This is a genomic window from Pseudoalteromonas sp. MMG033 (genome assembly GCF_057197785.1).
Genome location: NZ_CM170070.1, coordinates 4,768,585 through 4,788,764, shown reverse-complemented (window position 1 = coordinate 4,788,764; position 20,180 = coordinate 4,768,585). Strand labels below are relative to the sequence as shown.

8 protein-coding genes are annotated in these 20,180 nt (G+C 37.5%); 5 read left to right on the top strand and 3 right to left on the bottom strand.

All coding sequences use genetic code 11. From position 1 onward, the window contains the following. Nucleotides 1–98: 98 nt before the first annotated feature. The 5 genes from AC2CZC_RS20750 to AC2CZC_RS20730 all read left to right on the top strand — a co-directional run bounded on the left by AC2CZC_RS20750 (nt 99) and on the right by AC2CZC_RS20730 (nt 10,804). Entirely contained in the window at nt 99–6,239 is a 6,141-nt protein-coding gene (locus tag AC2CZC_RS20750; RefSeq protein WP_484583245.1) for a leucine-rich repeat domain-containing protein, read from the top strand. Nucleotides 6,240–6,676: 437 nt separating this feature from the next. Next, nucleotides 6,677–8,089, top strand: coding sequence for a serine hydrolase domain-containing protein (locus AC2CZC_RS20745; RefSeq protein WP_484583244.1), 1,413 nt, complete (start codon nt 6,677–6,679; stop codon nt 8,087–8,089). Nucleotides 8,090–8,355: 266 nt separating this feature from the next. Continuing rightward, on the top strand, nt 8,356–9,063 hold the full coding sequence (locus tag AC2CZC_RS20740) for a hypothetical protein (RefSeq protein ID WP_484583243.1): 708 nt from the start codon (nt 8,356–8,358) through the stop codon (nt 9,061–9,063). A 3-nt stretch (nt 9,064–9,066) separates the two neighbouring features. Then, nucleotides 9,067–10,230 carry a M48 family metalloprotease gene (locus AC2CZC_RS20735; protein WP_484583242.1) on the top strand — a complete coding sequence of 388 codons (1,164 nt, stop codon included), beginning with the start codon at nt 9,067–9,069 and terminating at the stop codon, nt 10,228–10,230. 4 nt (nt 10,231–10,234) lie between these two features. Then, nucleotides 10,235–10,804 (top strand): hypothetical protein, encoded by a 570-nt coding sequence (locus tag AC2CZC_RS20730; RefSeq protein WP_484583241.1) that lies wholly within the window; start codon nt 10,235–10,237, stop codon nt 10,802–10,804. A 183-nt stretch (nt 10,805–10,987) separates the two neighbouring features. Here AC2CZC_RS20730 and AC2CZC_RS20725 read toward each other — a convergent pair whose 3' ends face one another. The 3 genes from AC2CZC_RS20725 to AC2CZC_RS20715 form a co-directional block, all read right to left on the bottom strand. After that, a complete protein-coding gene (locus AC2CZC_RS20725; protein ID WP_484583240.1) occupies nt 10,988–15,901 on the bottom strand; it encodes a hypothetical protein in 4,914 nt (1,637 codons plus the stop codon). Further along, complete coding sequence (locus AC2CZC_RS20720) at nt 15,894–19,412, bottom strand: AAA domain-containing protein (protein WP_484583239.1); 3,519 nt, start codon at nt 19,410–19,412, stop codon at nt 15,894–15,896. The genes AC2CZC_RS20725 and AC2CZC_RS20720 overlap by 8 nt, the downstream gene beginning before the upstream one ends. 311 nt (nt 19,413–19,723) lie before the next feature. After that, entirely contained in the window at nt 19,724–19,984 is a 261-nt protein-coding gene (locus AC2CZC_RS20715) for a hypothetical protein (protein WP_484583238.1), read from the bottom strand. Nucleotides 19,985–20,180 lie beyond the last annotated feature (196 nt).

The following is a 20,180-nucleotide window of genomic DNA, read 5'->3' as shown; positions in this document are numbered from 1 at the left end:
TTTTTCCTTTTTAATATAGCATTGCCCGGATTTTATTTTGCAGACCGACAAGTAGTTGATCTTATTTAGTCGATTTTTAAATTAGGGAGTGATGTCTGTTGATTTCTTTTAGGCGATCTAACGCTTTTTTTAGAGCATTTATTTCAATTATTTTTTTATTAAGCATAGCTGCATGCGGGGGAGCAGGAGAGGAGGAGGATTCAGCCGGCCCTCAAGAAGGGAATAGTGGGCATGAAACAATAAAGCCAGCACCCCAAGTTGATATTTATGGTGTGACGCATATTGATGAGCAGGAAGCGTTTAAACTCACTTTTAATACTAATGTCGGTGCTGATGCACGTATCACTTGGTCATATGACGCCGATATTGAGCTAAACATCTCAGGTGATGATTCATCGACATTAACGGTGATATCTCCCGATATAATAGAAAGTCAAAAAGTAACTTTTTTAGTTGAGTTATTGCTTCAAGATGGCACTTCTGCGACTGATGAACATGTTGTTTTTATCAATGCGCGTGATAACGTCCCACCAGAGGCCTCTATTCAAATTGATGAAATCCCTGTTGAGCGCCAAGCATTTGAGTTAATTGGCGTGGCAGATGACGTTGATGGCGAGGTTGTAGAGCATCTTTGGACTCACAATTCAGCACTGGCCTTAGTTCTTGCGGGTGAAAATAGTAGCACTTTAACGGTGACAAGCCCCGATATTCAATCATCACATGAAGTCTTATTTACCTATACAGTGACTGATAATCAAGGTGATAGCACCAGTGTCTCTAAGCTGATCTCAATAGAGCCTTTGACAGTAACTTTTACGCTTGCAGGTAAGGTCACTGATGCGCCAATTGCACATGCTAAAGTTGATTTTGAGGTCGGTACTGGGCTATGGACAGCGATTGCAGATGAAAATGGTGATTATGCTTTAGAAGTCGATGTCGATGAGGCGTATACCTCGGAGTTAGCGACATTAACGGCAACAGGGGTTGATGATCAAAGTAATGTGGTATTGGTTTCTCAGTTGAACTCTGTCGGTTTTATTGCGGAGCAAGCTGGTGCTGATAAAATTGTCACTGCGCTGGAGCTGTTTGATGTCAATATTACGAATGTAACGACAGCAGAATATGCACTTTTAGGTCAAGATCTAAATGGCTATAGCAATGATGATGAGCTAAATGAGGCAAAATCACGAATTTCGTCACAACAAAAATTAACGATTGCGGTGATGCTTAAAGCAATCATTGATCACGGAATTCAATTGCCTGAAGAAAGTGCAACAACACTTGAACTTGTTCAAAACTTTGAATTAACCGAGCTGTTAATAGCGCGCTTGCAAGCAAAGTATCCAGAGTTATTTACTCAAATTGAGAGCGATATACTCAATGATGAGACCTTGGTTGAGAGCACAGCGTTTTTGCCAGAAGGCGAATATATTTTGGCCGAAACACAGTTTTTCGATGGCCTGAATGTTCATTTAGATTTTAATGAAAATAATACCGGCTTTTTAACCCTGTCAGGCAAACGCATCTTTTTCAATTGGCAACAAAATGGCATCAATACGCGCGTCGATCTCAATGAAGAGTTATTGGTAAAAAATGCAGGATTAGAACAACACATTGGCTTTTACACTTCATCATTCTCGATTAAACATTATGAACGAAATCAACAGTCTCTAGCAGTACAAGTTGAATTTGATTTATCTCAACCATTAGATGAGCTACCGTCAGGGCAGTATTCGACAGTCGCTGAGTTATTTGCAAAAGATGATTTACCAGCAGTAACTGAGGAGATGCTTATAGGTACGTGGAGCTTAGACTTTGCGACTACGAATGAGCATTTTATTGTCGACCTGACATTCAGTGAAAATGGCATTGTCGAGATAAGCGAAGGTTTTGGGACTCGTCAAGGTGAGTGGCGTTTAAGCCAAGGCAATATTGAAATTGATGATGGGTTGCAGAGTTTTAAAATCAGCTTGATAAGAGCGTTTAACTTGGGCTATCAAAGTGTTGTATATCACGGTGCGGTATATCAGCAAGGCACTTTTGTTAAGCATCAAACTGTTAACTTTACTGAAATTGACTATCAAAAAACATGGCGAAAAACACACAGTAACAAGTCACACTCTGCATTTTATGTGGATGAGCAGGATAACTTTAACTTTAGATGGCACCGTCATATTCAAGGTAATAATGATGAGGGCGTTTTAAAACGATTTGAATATGCATTAAATGACCTTAAAACTGAATATTGTGATGTTGAGTTTATTGGGTGTGAGATTTCAACAACGCATCACTTTAAACTCTTGGCTCAGGTGGGTAATACCATTGCTGTTTCATATCATAGAGACAAGCACACCGTGTCAGACAAACCGACAGAGATACAGTTTTATACGCTATCTGATCACACGTGGCAGCACGGTGAGTTTACTCAAACCTTGTTTAGTACCAATAAAGTTGAGCAACTTTTTTCTGCCCAAACCAATTTATATTCTGTAAGAGGCAATGAGGTCTCGCAGTTGAGTAGCCAGTATTTTTGCTCATCAAATGAAGGCTGTTTCGACTCAATTGCATTGGATGACACTGTTTACAAGTCTTCGATAGAAAACCAGAGGCTGAAGCTTGAAGCGTATCCGAGCGGTGAGATTTCATATATGGAGATCATATATGAGTCTGACAATGCGATTTCAATGTGTCTCTATGCCCAAGAAAGCACTTGTACAAACGGTACAATACTGGACTTCACGTTTATCAAGCCAGAGCTTGACGTCGTTGTGACACAAACAGGTGAAGGGCGACTGATTACTTCGACAGATAAGTTCTACTTTAGAGAGCACTTTGCTGTTTTTATCGAAGAAGTGGATGGGTATATTCTTGACTCGATTTCAGGGTGTGCCGGGGAGCTAAAAACCGTTGGTGATCACGTCATATATGAAATCACAAATCCTACCACTGCTTGTGAGATTAAGGCTGAGTTTGTTCCTAAAGCTATGCATACGCAAAGCGCTGTATTAGTAGATGCAACACCGTCTGAATTGATGGATAGTTGGTTCTATACAATTGACTCCGGCAATGCAGGCACATATTACGGACTAGATAAGCAAGTTGGCTTCAATGTTGAAAGTTTAGGGTTATCTAATTACCAATTTATATTTTATGATTACGTTCAAACTCGCGTCAATGGCGAGGATTTTTATGCAGCTAAATCTTCACTTGAGTACGATGTTAACGGCACAACCGCGTGCTGGTACGGTGCCAAATCGGATGGTTCAGTAGATGCCATCTTCCAATTTGAGAGCACGGTTTGTACCGCGGTTGCGTTAGCATCGCAGCAGCCAGTGACTGAAATTGAAAGCAGTGAGCTTGTAGGTCAGTGGTATTTTAATTTTGATACCTCCCTTAATTGGTATCAACTCATTTTAAATGCCGACAGTACGGGGACACTCACCACATTAAATCGTGTTGGTGGAGAGGAACAAGTTTATATCAATTGGGCTATCAGCGCTGATGATAAGCTTGAAATCACGGATGAAACGGGCGCATTTTCTTCGCTACAGCTGATCAAAAAGGCGGATACAGTTTATACGTTTTTGGCAAATGAGTTGGTTGAAAGCAATGATGGGCAAAAGCCGAGCTGGCTGAGAAGCGGTGCATGGTCGTTTATCAAACAACAAGAGCAAGCAATTAGTTTATCAGACATAGCTGGGATGTGGCCTGTTAGCAATCATGAGCTGAGTGCTTTTTACCTTTTTGCTGATGGCGAAGTCCGAAATGGTCTGCTTAATGGGGCTGCATCTGCGGTACTTGATGGCAATACGCTCAGGGTTTCTGCAGGCTACAATTCGAATAGAGGAAAGTTTGAGCATTTATGTGATACAACGCGCTATGAATGTACGGAGCGTGTTATTGGGCAATATCACATTATCGCGTTGAATGGGCAAACTGCTTATATTCGTTTTGTTGACGAAATAAATGATCAGCATGTTTTCAAAGCGATCAATATTGACAGCAGTGACAATGTTTCTCAGGGAATTGAGACTCACCATGTCTCAAATACAACCTATTATGAGAAAAAAGCAGGCAAAGTCCGCACTTGGAATTTCCTCAGCAATTGGCGCGGAGAACTTTCAGTTACTTTTGATGGTGTATATCCCGCGTCAGCTGTTGAGCTGTCACAAGGTGAATTGGAAATCACGACAGATGATGAGGTGTTATCTTATCGTTTGATTGAGGTTTCATCAGAAGGTCTTACACTCTGCCAGCTGAGTCAGGGTACCTGTGCGCAGGATATGCAAACTAAGCTGTTTTTCCAAGTACCACATGTCGCTGTCTCACTGGACATACCTGAAATACTTGAGCCCAAACATAACTTAATTTCTGGTCAACTGAAATATGGTACGCAATTAGAGGTGAGGATTGCACGGCCAATGCAAGGTCATTACGCGGATTCATTTTCTGGATGTGGTATTACACGACCTGAAGAGATAAGTAGTGGTTATGTGTCTTTTTTATCGGATACGTTAACAGAGTCATGTTCATTACAGATGACCGCGGCATCAATTCCAGACTCAAACTCGCAAAGGTTAGGTATCAAGGATAAGGTGATAAGCCACTGTATAAATAAATCGTTCAACGAGTATGTTGAGTATCAAAATGCACTGTTTTGCCAGCGTGGTGGGTTAGATCTTGGTGAGATGACCAACTTGGAAGGGATAGAAAAGCTGACATATCTAACTCAGCTTAATTTTATAGGGGTCACGATTAGTAAAGAAGGTGCTCGAAGGTTAGCAGGTTTAACGAATTTACAGTCTATCAGTTGGGATACGAATTCCTCAGATAACACATTTGGCGACCTCGAGTTAGATTTATCACAACTCACGAATCTAGTAACCTTAGAGACTAAGTATATGCCTTTGGCAAGCATAACTTTGCCAAATACCCCAACCTTGCGAAAGTTGTCCTTGTCGCTTACCGGGCTGGCAGAAATCGATGTATCGGGGTTAACGGGATTAAGATATTTAGATGTGAGTTATTCAAAAATTAGCTCGCTGGATTTATCAAATAATAAAGCGCTGTATAGTTTAAATGGGAGTAGCTCTTCGCTGCAAAATATTACGGGTGTCACAGCGGAGCATATCCTTGATTCTGCTTATTTAGATAGAACACATTTTGAAACCTTGGATTTAACTGGGTTTGATAACCTAACTAGATTAGAGTTGGCTGTTTCGAGGTTAAAAGAAATAGATATATCAAAAGCGCCGAGGTTAAAAAGCTTTAAAGCGGATAGGTCTCAGTTACATACAATGAATTTTGCTAATGTTTCAGGTGTTACGTTCGCAAATCTATCAGAGACGCCATTGACAGAGCTCAGTGCTGAGATGATGCCAAATTTACAGTTTTTGGACCTAGTAAAAAACTCCCTAACGTATTTGGATTTGTCTCAACATCAGGATTTGCAAAGCGTGTCAGCATGGCAAGGCACACTCAAGAGTGTTATGTTGCCAGACAATGAAAATGCATTTGATGGCAATTTTTCACTGCAAGCAAATAAAATTGAACGATTGGTCATTCCGGCTAACTCTAATAATACAAGGATAGATGTAAATAATAATTTGCTGACTGAACTGATTGTTTTGGGTACGCCGAGTAGTGTCTATGCAGAAAACAACTTATTGGAGACTGTGTCGATACATTATGATTCAAAGGTGACTTCTTTGTCCCTTTCAGGAAATCAGCTAACGCAGGCTGATATTTCAGGGGAGATCGTAAACCTAGATCTATCGGATAACCAGCTAACATCATTTTCAATACCTGAGGGCGCTCAATTCCATAACTTGAACTTATCGAAAAATGCGCTGACCAGGCTCTCTGGTTCTGGCAAATTAGGTTCTGGTTTGGACGTTTCAAATACGTCGTTATCAGAGTTAGATTTAACGCCATTTGGTACGGTAACGAGTCTAGATATTAGCTTAACAAATATTGCATCTATAGATATACCAGCCACCTTGAGTGGTTTAACGGCTCGAGCAATACCAATGACAGAGCTAATCATTCCTGATAATAGTAATTTAAGGTACCTAAATTTAGAAAGTAATACGTTGAGCGACCTTCAAGGGCTAGAAAACATAGATAGATTTTTAAATATTTATCTAAGTGGTAGTACTATTAAACGTCAGCTTTTAGATACACTTATGGAAACGGAGAAAGTCTACTTACATGGGCTTTCATCCATTGATATAAAGTAAACATGGTTGATTAAAGTTGCATTAGCTTTAATCACAACCTATTGGTGAGAGGCTTTTATGGAGCCATGTTTAGGTTTTAAATAGGACTTTAAGTTGCTCAAAGTCCTTTGTCTTTCAATATAGGAAAATTTAACAAGTAGGGAGTTATATTTCTTAGGTTGTTACCAAAGTTAATATAACCCCCTTTTTTCACTCTTCAAAGTTCATCAAGCATCATCGTATCTTTTAAACATATCGGGGTGAATTAAGGTTGTATTTTAAGTTTTTAGGCTGCTGACCCCAATGTCTGAAAAAAGGGTTATATTTTTTTGTTTAATTCTCTGTTTGAAATTTTATATGTAAAGTCATGTTTTTTATTTGATTATTGATGTAGATTAATTGCTTGCTGGCCTTCATAAAGGCAGGGAATATTCATCAATAATAATAAAGGATTTGCTTTGAAAAGTTTAATACTTCTACTTCTTTTGGTTTTCTCCGGTCAATTGTTGGCCAAGGAAGCGCTGTCTAATTCGTTCTTACAGTTATTTAATAAAGGTGACAGGCATGACGCAAAGGACTATCTGTTAAAAAACATGTCACAAAGTCGTATTCAAACCTATGGCATTGAAGCGCACGTTGGTGCATTTTTAAATATACAAAATACGCATGGCAAGCTAACGCTAATTAAGGAGCTCTCTGAGAAAAATAACAACGAACGCCTGTTAGTGAAGTCAGAAAATCATCAGCTTACTTATACGTTGATGATTAATCGAGAAGCACAAAAGCCTTACGGCATGAACTATTTCTATCTACGTGACTCGCCAGCCAAAGAGAAAACGACAGCGGGACTCTCGGACCAAAAAGTTGCGAGTGAGCTTGCCATCTTGATGGAGCGTTTGGGTAACAATGATGCTTTTTCTGGCGTGGTATTGGTTGCAAAAGGAGAAAAGGTCATTTTTAACCAAGCTGTTGGTTTTGCAAACAAAGAGTGGCGAGTTAAAAACACATTAGATACTCGGTTTGCGCTTGGTTCAATAAATAAGATGTTTACGGCATTGGCTGCTTTAAAGCTAGTTGAGCAAGGTAAATTAAAGTTGGACGACAAACTTGTTGATTATGTCGACCGCAGTTGGTTGCCTGAAGGAGAGGTTGATCAAATCACTGTGCGTCACTTAATGACGCATACTTCAGGGCTGGGTAACTTTTTCAATGATGAATTTAATGATAGCAACAAAGAGTTATACCGAGACTTAGAAAGTTATAAACCACTCATAGCGGGGGCGACACTGCACTTTTCTCCAGGTTCACGTAACCGCTATAGTAACTCAGGGATGTTGATGCTTGGCCTTGTGATTGAAAAAGCCAGTGGGTTGTCATACTACGACTTTGTTCAAAAATACATTTACGATCAGGCCAATATGACTGACTCTGGCAGTTTTGAGTTAGATTCAACTACACCGAGATTAGCAACGGGTTATTTGAAGCGCATGCACAGTGATAATTGGGTGAATAGTACTTATACTCGCGCTGTAAAAGGCAGCCCTGCTGGTGGTGGATTTTCGACAAGTAAAGATTTACATCGCTTTGCACTTGCACTGACAAATTATAAATTACTCAATAAGGAACTAACCGAGCAAGCTTACAGTGAGAAGTCTGCCTACAATTCGGCAAAATGGTATGGCTACGGTTTTTCGATTGGTGGCCAGTCTGGTAATCGTATTGTTGGTCATGGTGGCGCTTATCTAGGAGTTGATGCACGTCTTGATATTCATTTAGATACGGGATATGTCGTGGTAATTTTAGCAAATCAATCAGATGTAGTATCGCCAGTTCGCAGGCACATTAACGAGTTACTCGAAAGGATAGAGTAATTTAATTATAAGTGTCATTAGGGGACTTACAAATTAAGCCACTTTGACTTCTCAAGGTGGCTTGGGTTGCATTATGTTTTTTGATCAGAACACGCAAAAGGTCAGAAGTCCAACTATTTAGGAATTGAGGTTTTGTTAGGTTATTGTTTTTATTGTAAATATTAATAAATTTATTTTTTAAATCTTTTTCTGACATTTTCTTACAGAAAATTGCATTTGTCCCCAATTTGGTATATTTTCCAGCCTTTATTCTATTGGGAAGAAAGATGAAAGGTAATATTTTAGCTACTTTAACTGTGCTTTCATTATTGCTTTTGCAAGGGTGTGCACACACGTCAAACTACGCCGCAAAATCTACATTAAATAGTAGTAGCGAAGCTGGTGAAAAATTAGATAAATCAAAAATCCTGTTGATGCCCATTGATGTTGAATTAGCGGAATTAACAGCACTAGGCGCATTAGAAACGAAAGCAGATTGGACTGAAAGTGCTAAAAAGCATATGAATGTTGCAGCGTCAAGAGTGATGGAAAAGCATAACGCGGATATTGTGCCTTTCGAATCAGATAATACTGATCCAAACGCTATTAGCTATCAATTATCCAAATTACACGAATCGGTTGGCTATTCAATTCTAGTACATCACCTTGGGCCTCAAAAGCTGCCATCTAAAGGTAAGGATTTTGACTGGACATTAGGTAATGACGCGCAAACACTTCGTCAAGAAACAGGCGCAGATTATGCGTTGTTTTTATTTATGCGTGATAGCTATGCGTCAGCAGGTCGAGTAGCAATGCAGGTTCTTTTAGGTGCATCAGGTGGAAGCCAAATTGGTTTTGCATCACTGGTAGATCTTGAGTCTGGAGATGTTGTGTGGTTTAACCGTTTGTTTAGTACCACAGGTGACTTAAGAAAAGAAAAGTCAGCACAAAGATCTGTACAGAATTTATTAGACGGATTTCCTAGCGCGGAATAACACATGAAGAATACGCTTTTATTTGTTTTTCTTGTTGTAGTCATAGTACCGATTTGTAATGCTCATTCTCAGCTAACATATTCGCCTACTATTGACGTGAACTATGAACCGGATTGGTCTTCAGATGAAGGCGGGTTTTGGTACAAGGTTAATCAACTGGAGGCAGATGTCAAAAGTTCTCCTTATCTTATTCGAGACAAGGAATTAAATAACTATGTTTCGAATATGGTATGTAAGATAGCTGGAGAATATTGTTCATCAATTCGTATTTATATTATTGATAATCCACACTTTAATGCTGCAATGTATCCAAACGGCATGATGCATGTTTGGACTGGTTTGTTGTTACGTGTAGAGAATGAAAGCCAACTCGCTGCCATACTTGGTCACGAGATAGCACACTTTTTGCGTACGCACCAAATTGATCAATGGCGACAAGCGCAAAGCACAGCCGCAGCCAATGTCATTCTTGATATAGGAATTGCAGCCGTAACGGGCGTATATGGTTTGGCTACCCTTGCTAATTTAGGTTCTGGTGCGGCTTTTAGCCGTAAGCATGAAAAAGAGGCTGATATTATGGGTGCTGAGCTGATGCACAAGGCAGGGTTTGACCCGCTTGAGGCGAGTTTGTTGTGGGGTAACATTCTTGAAGAAAGAAACTCGGACAAATCAAAAGAGTCGCGTTCTACATTTTTTGCAAGCCACCCAGCTTCAGAAGAGCGTAATAAATACCTTGAATCTCACGCACTAACACTGCCTAAAGTGAAGAGTGAGGATAATAATGGGTCAAGATTACAAGCCGTAGTCAGCGTTCATTATGAGCGTTTGATGAAAAACCATATTGCGCTTCAAGAGCAGGAGCAGACAGAAGTGTTGCTAGAGCGTCATAAAGAGATGGGTTACCCGTTATCTTTGATCCACTATTTTTATGGTGAATTATCAAGAAAACGAGGAAAAGAGCAAGATATAAAAGAGGCGATAACCCACTATAAGACAGCTCTGACTCACGCAGGTTATCCGAAAACAACACATAAACACCTAGCTTACCTGTACTTAAAAGTTAAGGAAAACAGTACGGCTAAAGCACATTTTGAAAAATATTTAGAATTGGTACCGGATGCTAAGGATAAAGCAATGGTAGCTTACTACATTAAAACTTTGGGATAGTAAAATGAAACACATTGCATTAGCACTGTTCTTACTGACACTAACTTCATGCGCTGCGTTTAAGCTGGTTAAGCCGCAGTCTGCAACTATTCATGGTATAACACTGACACCAACCACAAGTTGGAATAAAGTCAATGGTAACCCACATAAAAAATCTCAATTATGGACTAAAGATGGCTTAGCTTTAAATGGGTTATACATCATCGGTAATATTGCGGATGGAGAAACTATATTTAAGTCTTCTAACAAAGAGCTACCGTTACCTTCTTTTAATGCGGGCATGTTGCCAAATGAACTCGAAGAGTTTGTAAAAACGTCATTGAAAAATAGGCTTGATGGTTCAATCAACGTGAGCACGGAGAGTATGGCACCGCAAATGATTGGCGAAGATGTTGGCTTCAGAATCGAACTTTCTTATTTCCTTGAAGGTGGTTTGAAAAAATCGGTTGACGCACTTGTTGCTGTTAAAAATGACAGATTGTATATGGTTATGTATATTTCACCATCTCTACACTATGCAGAGCGTCATAAAGCCGAAGTAAATAGTATTTTCGGTTCTGTTTCTATACTGTAAAGTGTTTGATAATCCAGCTTCAACTTATCCGAATATTTGCTGCTGGATTTTTAAATTTGTGACATCCACCTATTCTTGTATGCAGGCATTACTCGAAAGGGTAGAGTAATTTAATTACAAGTGCCACTGGGATACTTATAAATTAAGCCACATTTTCAATGTGGCTCTGTACTCTATTAAATATTATAATTTACACTCTTGTAGTTTTCTTAACACTGCATTAGCTTCCATTTCATTTATTAAATCTTTAATTATTTGAATAAGCTCAGGCTCAAGATTTAGCACGTTACGGGCTACGTGGTTAATTTTCTCATTGTCTTCTAATTGCGTCAGCTGATCTATTTGCTCAGTTGTAAAAGTAGATAGTCCTTGCTCTTCTCTATCTAGGTTAATTTTATGAAGTTTTGATTTTATTGGGTGTTCATATTGTAGTTGATCAATGTTCAAAGAGATGCTTGAAAATACCTTTTTAAACATAGATTCAAAAGTTCTTAGCTTCCTAGCATCTATTTTCCCGTCCGAAATTTCGTGCACGCTTACTTCGCGAGCATCGCAATCATAGCTAAACTTTAGTGATTCATACATATTATTTATGAAGTGTTTGACCATGTCCTCTTTGTGTTCAAAGTTGGGGAAGATCATAACTCGACGGAGCTTAAGTAGTTGTTGGATCACCCTAGGCCATACCCCTGAGTTAGCCAGATAAATTGATTGATGCATCTTGCTCACTCGCACTACGGCCATGGAGTTAGATGCACCAAGCCAAAGATCACCACCCCAATTATATGACAGTTTTTGTGTTGACTTGTTATTTCGCTTTAATGACGGGCTCGCACTTTCCCAATCCCGAGTGAATGGCATAAACAATTGCATTAAGTATGAAATATATAGCGGACCTCGTGCGCTTGCATATGCGTATTTGTTATTTTCAGTTGCCATTCTTGCAACAAACAGCTTTTCATTATCTGACCGTTTTTGAATGGTTTTTAAAATGCGCCTTTCAAAGTCCATTGTCTCATTTTTCATTTCATTGAGGATTGACTCAGCCGATTGCTCTTTGCAGCTGGCAAGAGAGAATGTTTGGAATAGGTCTGTAGGTAATAGAGGTTCTTCGATGGCAAATGGTTTTTTAACCCCTGTAGCATCGAACCCTGCAGAAATAGTGACAACTTCTTCCGCTAATTTTACTTCGCTCAGTTCAGCAACAAAGTAGTTGCCTATTTTTATGCCATTTTTGTTTACATGGGCTCCACATGCATGAGTTAAATCCAAAATAGCACTGGTTATATCGTCTTCATTTCGGAGGGGCTGTGAACAGAAATATTCGATAACATCACTGGCTGAATTGATAAATTCATCATTTAAATCGTCAACCTCAGACATGACCTTTTCTGCCATGGTACGTTTGTGATTTAAATCGTAAAAGAGTAGCAAGAATGAATGACACCAGAGTTTGCGAATAGACTTTTTTTGTTGTTCATTAAAGCCTTGGTCTCCAATGCTTAATATAAAAGCAAAAGTTCTGATCTCATGGGTTTCTAAGAGCGTCATGCTCTTATTGCGCACAAAGATTGAAAGTAGGTCAAATATGATTGTGCTAAGATAGCCGTTGAGGTGTTTTTTACTTAAATCCTGTCGACTACAGATATGCCCAATATAGCAGGAAAAAATATTACTTATATCAACTTTTATTGATGCAGGAAGAGTATTAAAATGGTTTTCTAAAAGAACTATTGAAATCTTTTTGTCTATATCTATTTTTGTATTTTCCAAAACATATTGCTTATACTCTATATTTTCCGAAAACCACTGCTGTAAGAGTTCAAAAAAGCATATTTTAGGGAATACAAGGTCAATAAAATCAGGGTTTTGAAATTGGTTGAATCGTGATTTATATTTTTCTTCAAATTCTATTCTAATATTTGAATTGAGAACCTCTGGTTTGTTAGTAATTTTAACATAAAAAATTACTAACCCAGCAGACGACTCCAAATCTAAATAATTTTTCTTCCTTTTGGGTTTTTCTATTATAGTTAAGTCAATGTCACTAGTAATTTTATTCTTAGTATGCTCGATCATTAATATTGCTTGAGAAATGACTGCGTATTTGAATAGGTCTGGAGTGTTTTTGTTCTTTATAATTTCATAAAACAGTTCTAATACATCCGTTGCCGCGTGATAGGCCTCTGAAATTTGTGTGGTTGTATCTGTATATTTTAAGTCGTTTTTATTATCGACTTTTCTAGAGAAGTATGCGTTGGTTGATTTTCTAATGAGAGATATTAATGTACTAAATACTTCTATGCTGATATATGAACTTTCTGTGATCTTAATTAGTTCCTTTACTTCATCCGGTTTCCTTATTAGCTTATATATCACTTTTTCGTATACAGTTATAAACATTTCCCTGTCTTCAAATCTGTTAAAAAAAGAATTCTTAAGTTCAGTGATATAAGGAAGGCTAAGGCTATCTAGTAGAAGTAGCTGCCGATTATGCTCCTCTTCTGACAAGATTTCCTCATTGCCATTTTTCTTACTATTAAAACGATTGACGATGCTTTTGACGGTTTTTTCTAATTTTATAACAACGAAAGTTGCAGCACGTCCTATAGTTTGAAAGTTTTTTTGAATCTGCGTCAACCCGCTTTGTTCATCGGGGTTATAAATACGGTTAAAATAGCTAGGGAAACTCTTTTGCAGCATTAACTTATCTGATTGTAACAGGATAAATTTATTAACAACCTCAACCATGGCGTTTACTTCAGAGTTTTTGGTATTTTTATCACCTTCATAGCCTTTAAGAAGAAAAGAACATAAGTGTTTGTTGTTTATTTTTTTATTTGATGCCGGAATGTATTTTTTTGTCAGTTCAGCAAGAAACAGGCTTGAAAATATATTTAACTCTTCTTGGTTGCTATGTAATCTATTTTGCAACATTTTAGCTAGTTTAAAAGTTGTCGGGGCCAAAAATAAAGGGTCAAAATCATTTTCATTTTCCTCATTTGAGAGTAAAGCTTCCTCTATAAAATATATTTTCTTAAATAGCGCCATCGGTGCGTATTGTTGAGGTTCAGTAAATTTATTAACTAACTCTGTATATCTAGCTCTAAGTACCTTGTGAATAACACTCCAATCTCTAGAGTCAGACTCATATATTCTTCGATGTATATTGCATGAACCTATAATGCTCTCTGATGTATTATTTTTTTCGAGTAAATTAATTTTTATTTTCGAATCATCAATTTGCTCTTGTAACTTTTCTAGTGAAATAAAGTGAGCTTGCTCATTGCTCTTTAATTCTTCGAACTTATCTAATGCGCCTGGACGTTTTAAAATGATTCTATCTTCAGGTTCTAAAAGTGAAAATAGTGTTAAGGTATTTTGTGCTTTGCGAGCGAGTTCGGTTTTTTGGTTGGCTCCTTGCCCTAATAGTCGAATTATGGAATCGACTTTGCGCTCGTCTACACAAGCATGCTTAACCCAAATTGATGTCAGTGCATTGAATGTTTTTAGTTGCTTTAGTTTATCTGTATGGTCAGAAACCTTGAGTACGTGATCTAAGTAGTTATTTTCAGGTATGTTTCTTTTTTGAAAAAGTTCAATAAGGGGCTGATAAATTGTATCAGGTTTGCTGTCTGAATCAGCAGGTATTTGATTAAAAAAATCCAGTCTATGCTTTATTTCACCCGAAGTATATCCACTAAATTTATCTACAGTTGCTCCAGAAATAATGCTTTTAAAAATATTGGCATATTGAATTATCTTTCTGCTTTCAGATTGGGTTATTTCAGAAATTGAAGGAGAATAGGCTCTAAATATAGTGTTATCTTCAAATGCATTCAAGTCGTTAATTATCTCAGGTATGTTGCTTTTGTAGTGTTCACTGTTAAGGTCATTGCATTGTGCAATCATAGAGCTGTTATAACAATCAAGTGCTTCGTAAAATTCCTCACATAATCTATCAAGTAAGCCTTTGCTTTCTTTTGTTTTGATTCTTATTTTAAGTTGGTTAAGGTGGTGCGCTAAAAGTAATATGCTCTCTCTGTAATTAAAAAGATCTATATCTATTAGGCGACGTGAAAGGGGGGTAAGCTCAGAGCCCTGGCCACTGTCAATATCTTTAAAGGCATTTATTATGCTTTGTCGAGTGGCAATAAAGACCACCTGAAATTTACTGTCTTTTTTATGAAGTTGGTGTGAAAAATGGCTTAGATAATTAATGTTTCTTTCATATTTTTCGTTGCATGAATTTGAGTTTAATTTGTCAATTATATTTTTTGATGTGATTTTTATTATAATAAATACTTTTGATTTTTTTTCATGGAACAAGCTAAGCTCATCAATAAGTATAGCGGCTTTTTCGGGGCTTGGTATTGCTTTATGGGTGTCTTCGTTTGGGTTGGCTAACCACTCTAATGTTTTTTCATTATCTTCTAAGTTGATTTTTTGGAAAGTTTTTTTTATTTTCCTTCTTCGACGTTTTTGAGTGAGGATGTTTTTTTTATTTTCTAAAATATCTTTTATTGAATACCCGAATGATGAGTTTATATCTGTTATTATTCTAATGATGATTGCAAGTGCCGTACCAAGTGGGATTGCTACTTCTATTGGGACGGATAAGTAAAAAATAAACGATAATATAACTACTAATAAAAAAAGCAGGTAAAGGGAGTCAGAGCAACCTGAACCTTTAATGGCTTCATTAATTTTGTCTCTATGTGTGCTTGGTTCTGATTTTAAGATGCGGCTGAGCTTGAATTGATCTCTATCAGCTACACTTGTAATTACTTCTCTTATTTGTTGTTCAGCTGAATTTGGAGAGTCTAAAGAGATATCTATATTTACAGTACTTTGACTATTTCCAGAAAATGCGTTTTCCACCTGCTTTGCAAGCTCTAACTTTCCTACTTGAGGTAGGCCTGTAATATATATCGGCTGATTAATACAGTACCCATGCTTTTCAGCAGTTGCTTTTGCAATGTCATGTTCACGTTGATTAACTGTTAGTGCAAACTTTTGATCGGCAACCCTTTCTATATAGGTGTATGCGCCAGGTGTATATGTATGGTCGCCTTTATAACAACTTTCTTTACTCATCGCAGCTATCCTTGTGGGTAAAAAAGTTTTGCCACTGTTCAAATTTGGCATTTATATTCAGTTCATCGATATGCTCAATTTGTTGATAACATTGAGCTTTATTTTTTGCGAAGGTCAAGATGTGCTCTGAGATTTTGGAGATTTTGGAGTTTGAGGAGGTGGTAAAGGTAGCCATATCACCAATGATGATTAAAGGCCCTGATTTACTTCGGCTCATCATAACTAGTAGCATTTCCGGCGTAAAAAAACCTGTGTTTGATTGCGGGTTACCAGTTAATGAGTCATGTCTGACTAAGTCCACAATTGTCAGGTAGCGCTCATCACCCTGATACGGATAGACGCTGCCAACAAACTGATTAACATTGTTCTGAGCGTCGAGAAACTTATGTCTAACCTCATCTGAAGCTTTTGAAGCTTTATCCGTTTCACAATGAATTAAGTCTTTATAAACTTCGATTTGGTTGTTATACGGTGTAATGATACCAATGTCTTTATATGTGAGTGGTGTTTTAGTCAGTAATGAAGAGAAGAGCTTGGTGCCAATTTGAGCCTGTGGTGTATTGAGCTCCCATTGCTCATCTTCTTTGTCACGTTTATCAATGTCTTTAATAGTATTCTGACATAAAATTGTTGTATCAATCAGCCAAACCGCGCATGTATCATTACTTGTCGATGAGTTCGCTGGAATCAAAAAATTTGATTCGTTTGGCTCTCGGTAATGTATGTCAACTAACTCAACAATATCGGGTAAGCAACGATACACTTTCTTTAAGCTGGGCATGTCAAAAAATGATTGCTTGGCGATAAATTTAAAGAAGCTCGATTCAAGCGCTTTAGCAGTATGATGAGAAACCCCATATCTTTGCAGCATGGTGGTTTGGACTTCTTTATTTGGTTTCATTACCCCTAACTGTTTAGGATCACCAATTGTAAAGAGCCTAAAATTAGCATATTTCATAATTGCTAGAGTTTCCCCAATTGATGCTATGCCAAATTCATCAACATACAGCTGAACTTGGCTGGCATGCAAGGCATTAAACAGCGGAGTCTTTTCATACATTAGAGACGTCAGCTTTTCTATGGTGCCCCCTAAAATTACTTCACCATTTAATATTTTTTCAAATTGCTCTGAGTTGAGCGTATTTTTAGTCTCTTCACTTTGTTCACAGCTTTTGTTTTTATTTATTAAGTTACCTTCAAGGTCTGGGTGGTATTTGGCCCCGTTATCTTTTTTTTCACCCGCACGTAAAACAGGAATATTATAAAACTGCTTTAGTTTTAAGAGCACACCATCAACGGCTTTATTTGTTTGCGATGTAACTATGATAGGGGAGTGCCTGCCTCGACAATGCAAATATTGTTGAAAGATTATTTCTGATAGGATTGTGGATTTACCTGTTCCTACGGGTCCTTGACATAAGGTAACTTGTTTCCCTGTGAATACTTCAGACAAAAAGCGAAGTTGCTCTTTATCGCTACTAATTTTTGGATTCCTTAATATAACAAAAGGGATCTCAGGTTGTTGAAGTATTGTATTTTCTCTTTCGCCGATTAGTATCTGTGTTGTACTATTGGGCTTTAAGGAAAGTAGCTGATTTCTCTGTGCTAGGTCACTCTCAGGCCACTTATGTCGGCAAGTTTTCGGCCACTCATCTTCGCAAGTCTTCTGCCAATCCGTGATCCGCTTTAAAGAGTCTCTTTGTTTTGTGAGAGTGTTGCTGTTACTGTTACATTTTACAATTTTCGCTGCATCTAAACCGTTTGGATAACTGTGCTTTTTAAACTCTTTGCTATCCTCTTCATTCAGTTTTAGCTTTAATTGCCCATGCTTGAATTCCTCAACAGTAAACTTTTTAGTTTTTAACCCTCTTAAATATTTATGCTCAAATTTTACTTCGAGTTTATTCGGCGGGCGCTTAGGGTAATAGGACAAGAGCGCCTGTTTGTCTTGGGTACCATCAGCTTGAAAGGATAGTAAGCTTCTAATTGTTAGTGACTCATCCGTGAGCTGGAAGGGGCCGCCTTTTAAATAAGCATTGGGTGTTGCAAAATTAGTCTCTACTTTGAGCGCGGATAATTGCTTAAGATATTCAAGTGCAATGAGGTTTTGGCAAGTCATTCTAAATCTATGTTGTAGTGCCAAATTAAGCTCTATTTCATTTTTATTAGATATTAGTCGAGTGATCTCTTTTAGTTTCGGTGCTCTTTGCGGATCTTTGAAACATGCAATTAATTCAGCCGCAGTCGACACATTTTCGACATTAGCAACCTGTTCATAGTCAAAATTACTCGTTGCTCTGGCTCTCTTTTGGCGCAAAATGTATTGGTTAGTGGGGTGACAATACCAAATAAAAACATCAGAGCCATGATTAATTTGTGTTTCGATGACTTTATTGAACTTGTTTTCAAGGGACTTTTCTTGTGTGTCTGTCAAGATAATTAAAGAAGAAGAAAGCTGGGAAGCATTATTAAACTTTGTAATTTTTACCTTAAAATTAAGCTCTGTGAGTTGTTGTTTAAGGCTATTAGCCCTTGTACTACAGTTAGGTAAGCACAAAATGGTAACCGTATTATCCTGCTTGCTTTTGGTCTTTTTTTTGTGTTTCGACTTTGCAGGTTGATTAACTGGTTGAATTTCACTTGTTTGCTTGCTGATGTTCTTTATATCAGCCAAGTGTTTAAATTGGCCATGGCATTCAAGTGTAATGCTATCGTGAGATATGACATCAACTGAAAAGCTTAGATGTAGCTTTTGTGCGTTGTCTCTGGTGAAATTTAAAAAAATCGGTTTTTCATTAAGGTCTTTAAGTGAAATCTTGATACTTTGCCAATCTTGATGAGTATTGGTATATGATTGACCAAGCTCTACCTCATCACTTTTTCTTATAGTGCTAAATATATCGCTTGCATCATGTTGTGCTAGAGCCTTTAATCCCACTCTTAATATAATTGATTGGTCGGATTCTAATTTATCAAAAATAATAGTGTGCTCACGCTGTTCATCTGTATCTTTGTATTTTAAATAGTGGTTTTGGTCCAAGAATATAGATTTGGTTGTCGTAGCTGCATTTATTTGTTGCTCCAACTTATCTAACAGTTTATCTAAGTCTTCATCGGATGAGAATGGTTGACTTTTTACTGTGAGAAGAAGTTTTTTAACCGTCTTTAGCTGTCCATAAGAATATTGTAAATGATCGATTTTAAAGTTATTTTCAGCTGATAATCGAAATGCGTCAATGCAATATCTGACGACTAATAATTGTGTGTTAAAGCTTACTTTTTGCTTTAGTGCACCTTTTTTAAACTGCTCTGTTTGTTCTTCTGATGGAGATACTGTGTGGGTCTCTATTTGCTCCAAAAGTTCGCACGCTTTTTTTATCGAACTACCAATGCTTCGAGACTTTTCGACAGTTTCTGAGTCACTTCTGCACTCTAAAACAAAAGTGGCTGCGTCTAGTGCGAGCGCTTGGCTAATACAATCGGAGCTTATAAGTTCTTCAACGTCTTCCATAAGACACCTTAATGATACATTACGAGAAAATAATAAAGCGCTGTAGAAATAGACTATGTATAGTCACAATTTTTGTGGCTGGTTGTCAATATCTAGTTAACAAATGTGATTGAGAGTTCTTATGAGAATGACGAGTGTAGCTAATGACTTACCTGTTTAGGCGTGCTTTTTTGTGTCCATTAATGAAATGTATTATTAATATCGATACATATATTTCTAAGTCACAGTACTATAAGCTAGCATTGTTAATGATAAAGTAAATTATAAAAAAAAACCGAAATGCCGCTGCATTTTCGGTTTTAAATCTTGTCTTATAACTTCCCTTTTCCTTCACAAATAAATGCAGGTATGCCATTCCATTGTGGGTAATAACAGTTTGTATAGATTATCTGAACGCCAGGATGTTTAGCTTTAAAGTCACTTCTAAATTTAACCCTTGCTTCACTCAAAGTGACATAAAGATAGGTTGTTTTATAGCTGACCACTCTCTCTGATGCTGTTGAAGTTAACGATAAAAATAATGTCGTTGCTGCAATGGCTGTGATTAACGCTGACTTAAATTTAAATGACATATCTAAGATCCTTTTGTTTTTTAAATTTATAATTTCTATATTTCATTTGTAAAAAGTTTTCAAGGCTGTTAAATGCACTTTGTTTGGAAAAAAGTATTTACTCAAGTCACTTCATTGCCCTTTTTCTCTATTGTCAAGAGTTAGTGTTTTCTAATTAATATGTTTAAGTTAATTATCGAGTATGTGTGCCCAATTA

Excerpts from the sequence above, each read along its gene's own strand:
- AC2CZC_RS20740 (WP_484583243.1), top strand. The coding sequence starts at position 8,356 with ATGAAAGGTAATATTTTAGCTACTTTAACTGTGCTTTCATTATTGCTT.
- AC2CZC_RS20735 (WP_484583242.1), top strand. The coding sequence starts at position 9,067 with ATGAAGAATACGCTTTTATTTGTTTTTCTTGTTGTAGTCATAGTACCG.
- AC2CZC_RS20730 (WP_484583241.1), top strand. The coding sequence starts at position 10,235 with ATGAAACACATTGCATTAGCACTGTTCTTACTGACACTAACTTCATGC.
- AC2CZC_RS20725 (WP_484583240.1), bottom strand. The coding sequence starts at position 15,901 with ATGAGTAAAGAAAGTTGTTATAAAGGCGACCATACATATACACCTGGC.
- AC2CZC_RS20720 (WP_484583239.1), bottom strand. The coding sequence starts at position 19,412 with ATGGAAGACGTTGAAGAACTTATAAGCTCCGATTGTATTAGCCAAGCG.
- AC2CZC_RS20715 (WP_484583238.1), bottom strand. The coding sequence starts at position 19,984 with ATGTCATTTAAATTTAAGTCAGCGTTAATCACAGCCATTGCAGCAACG.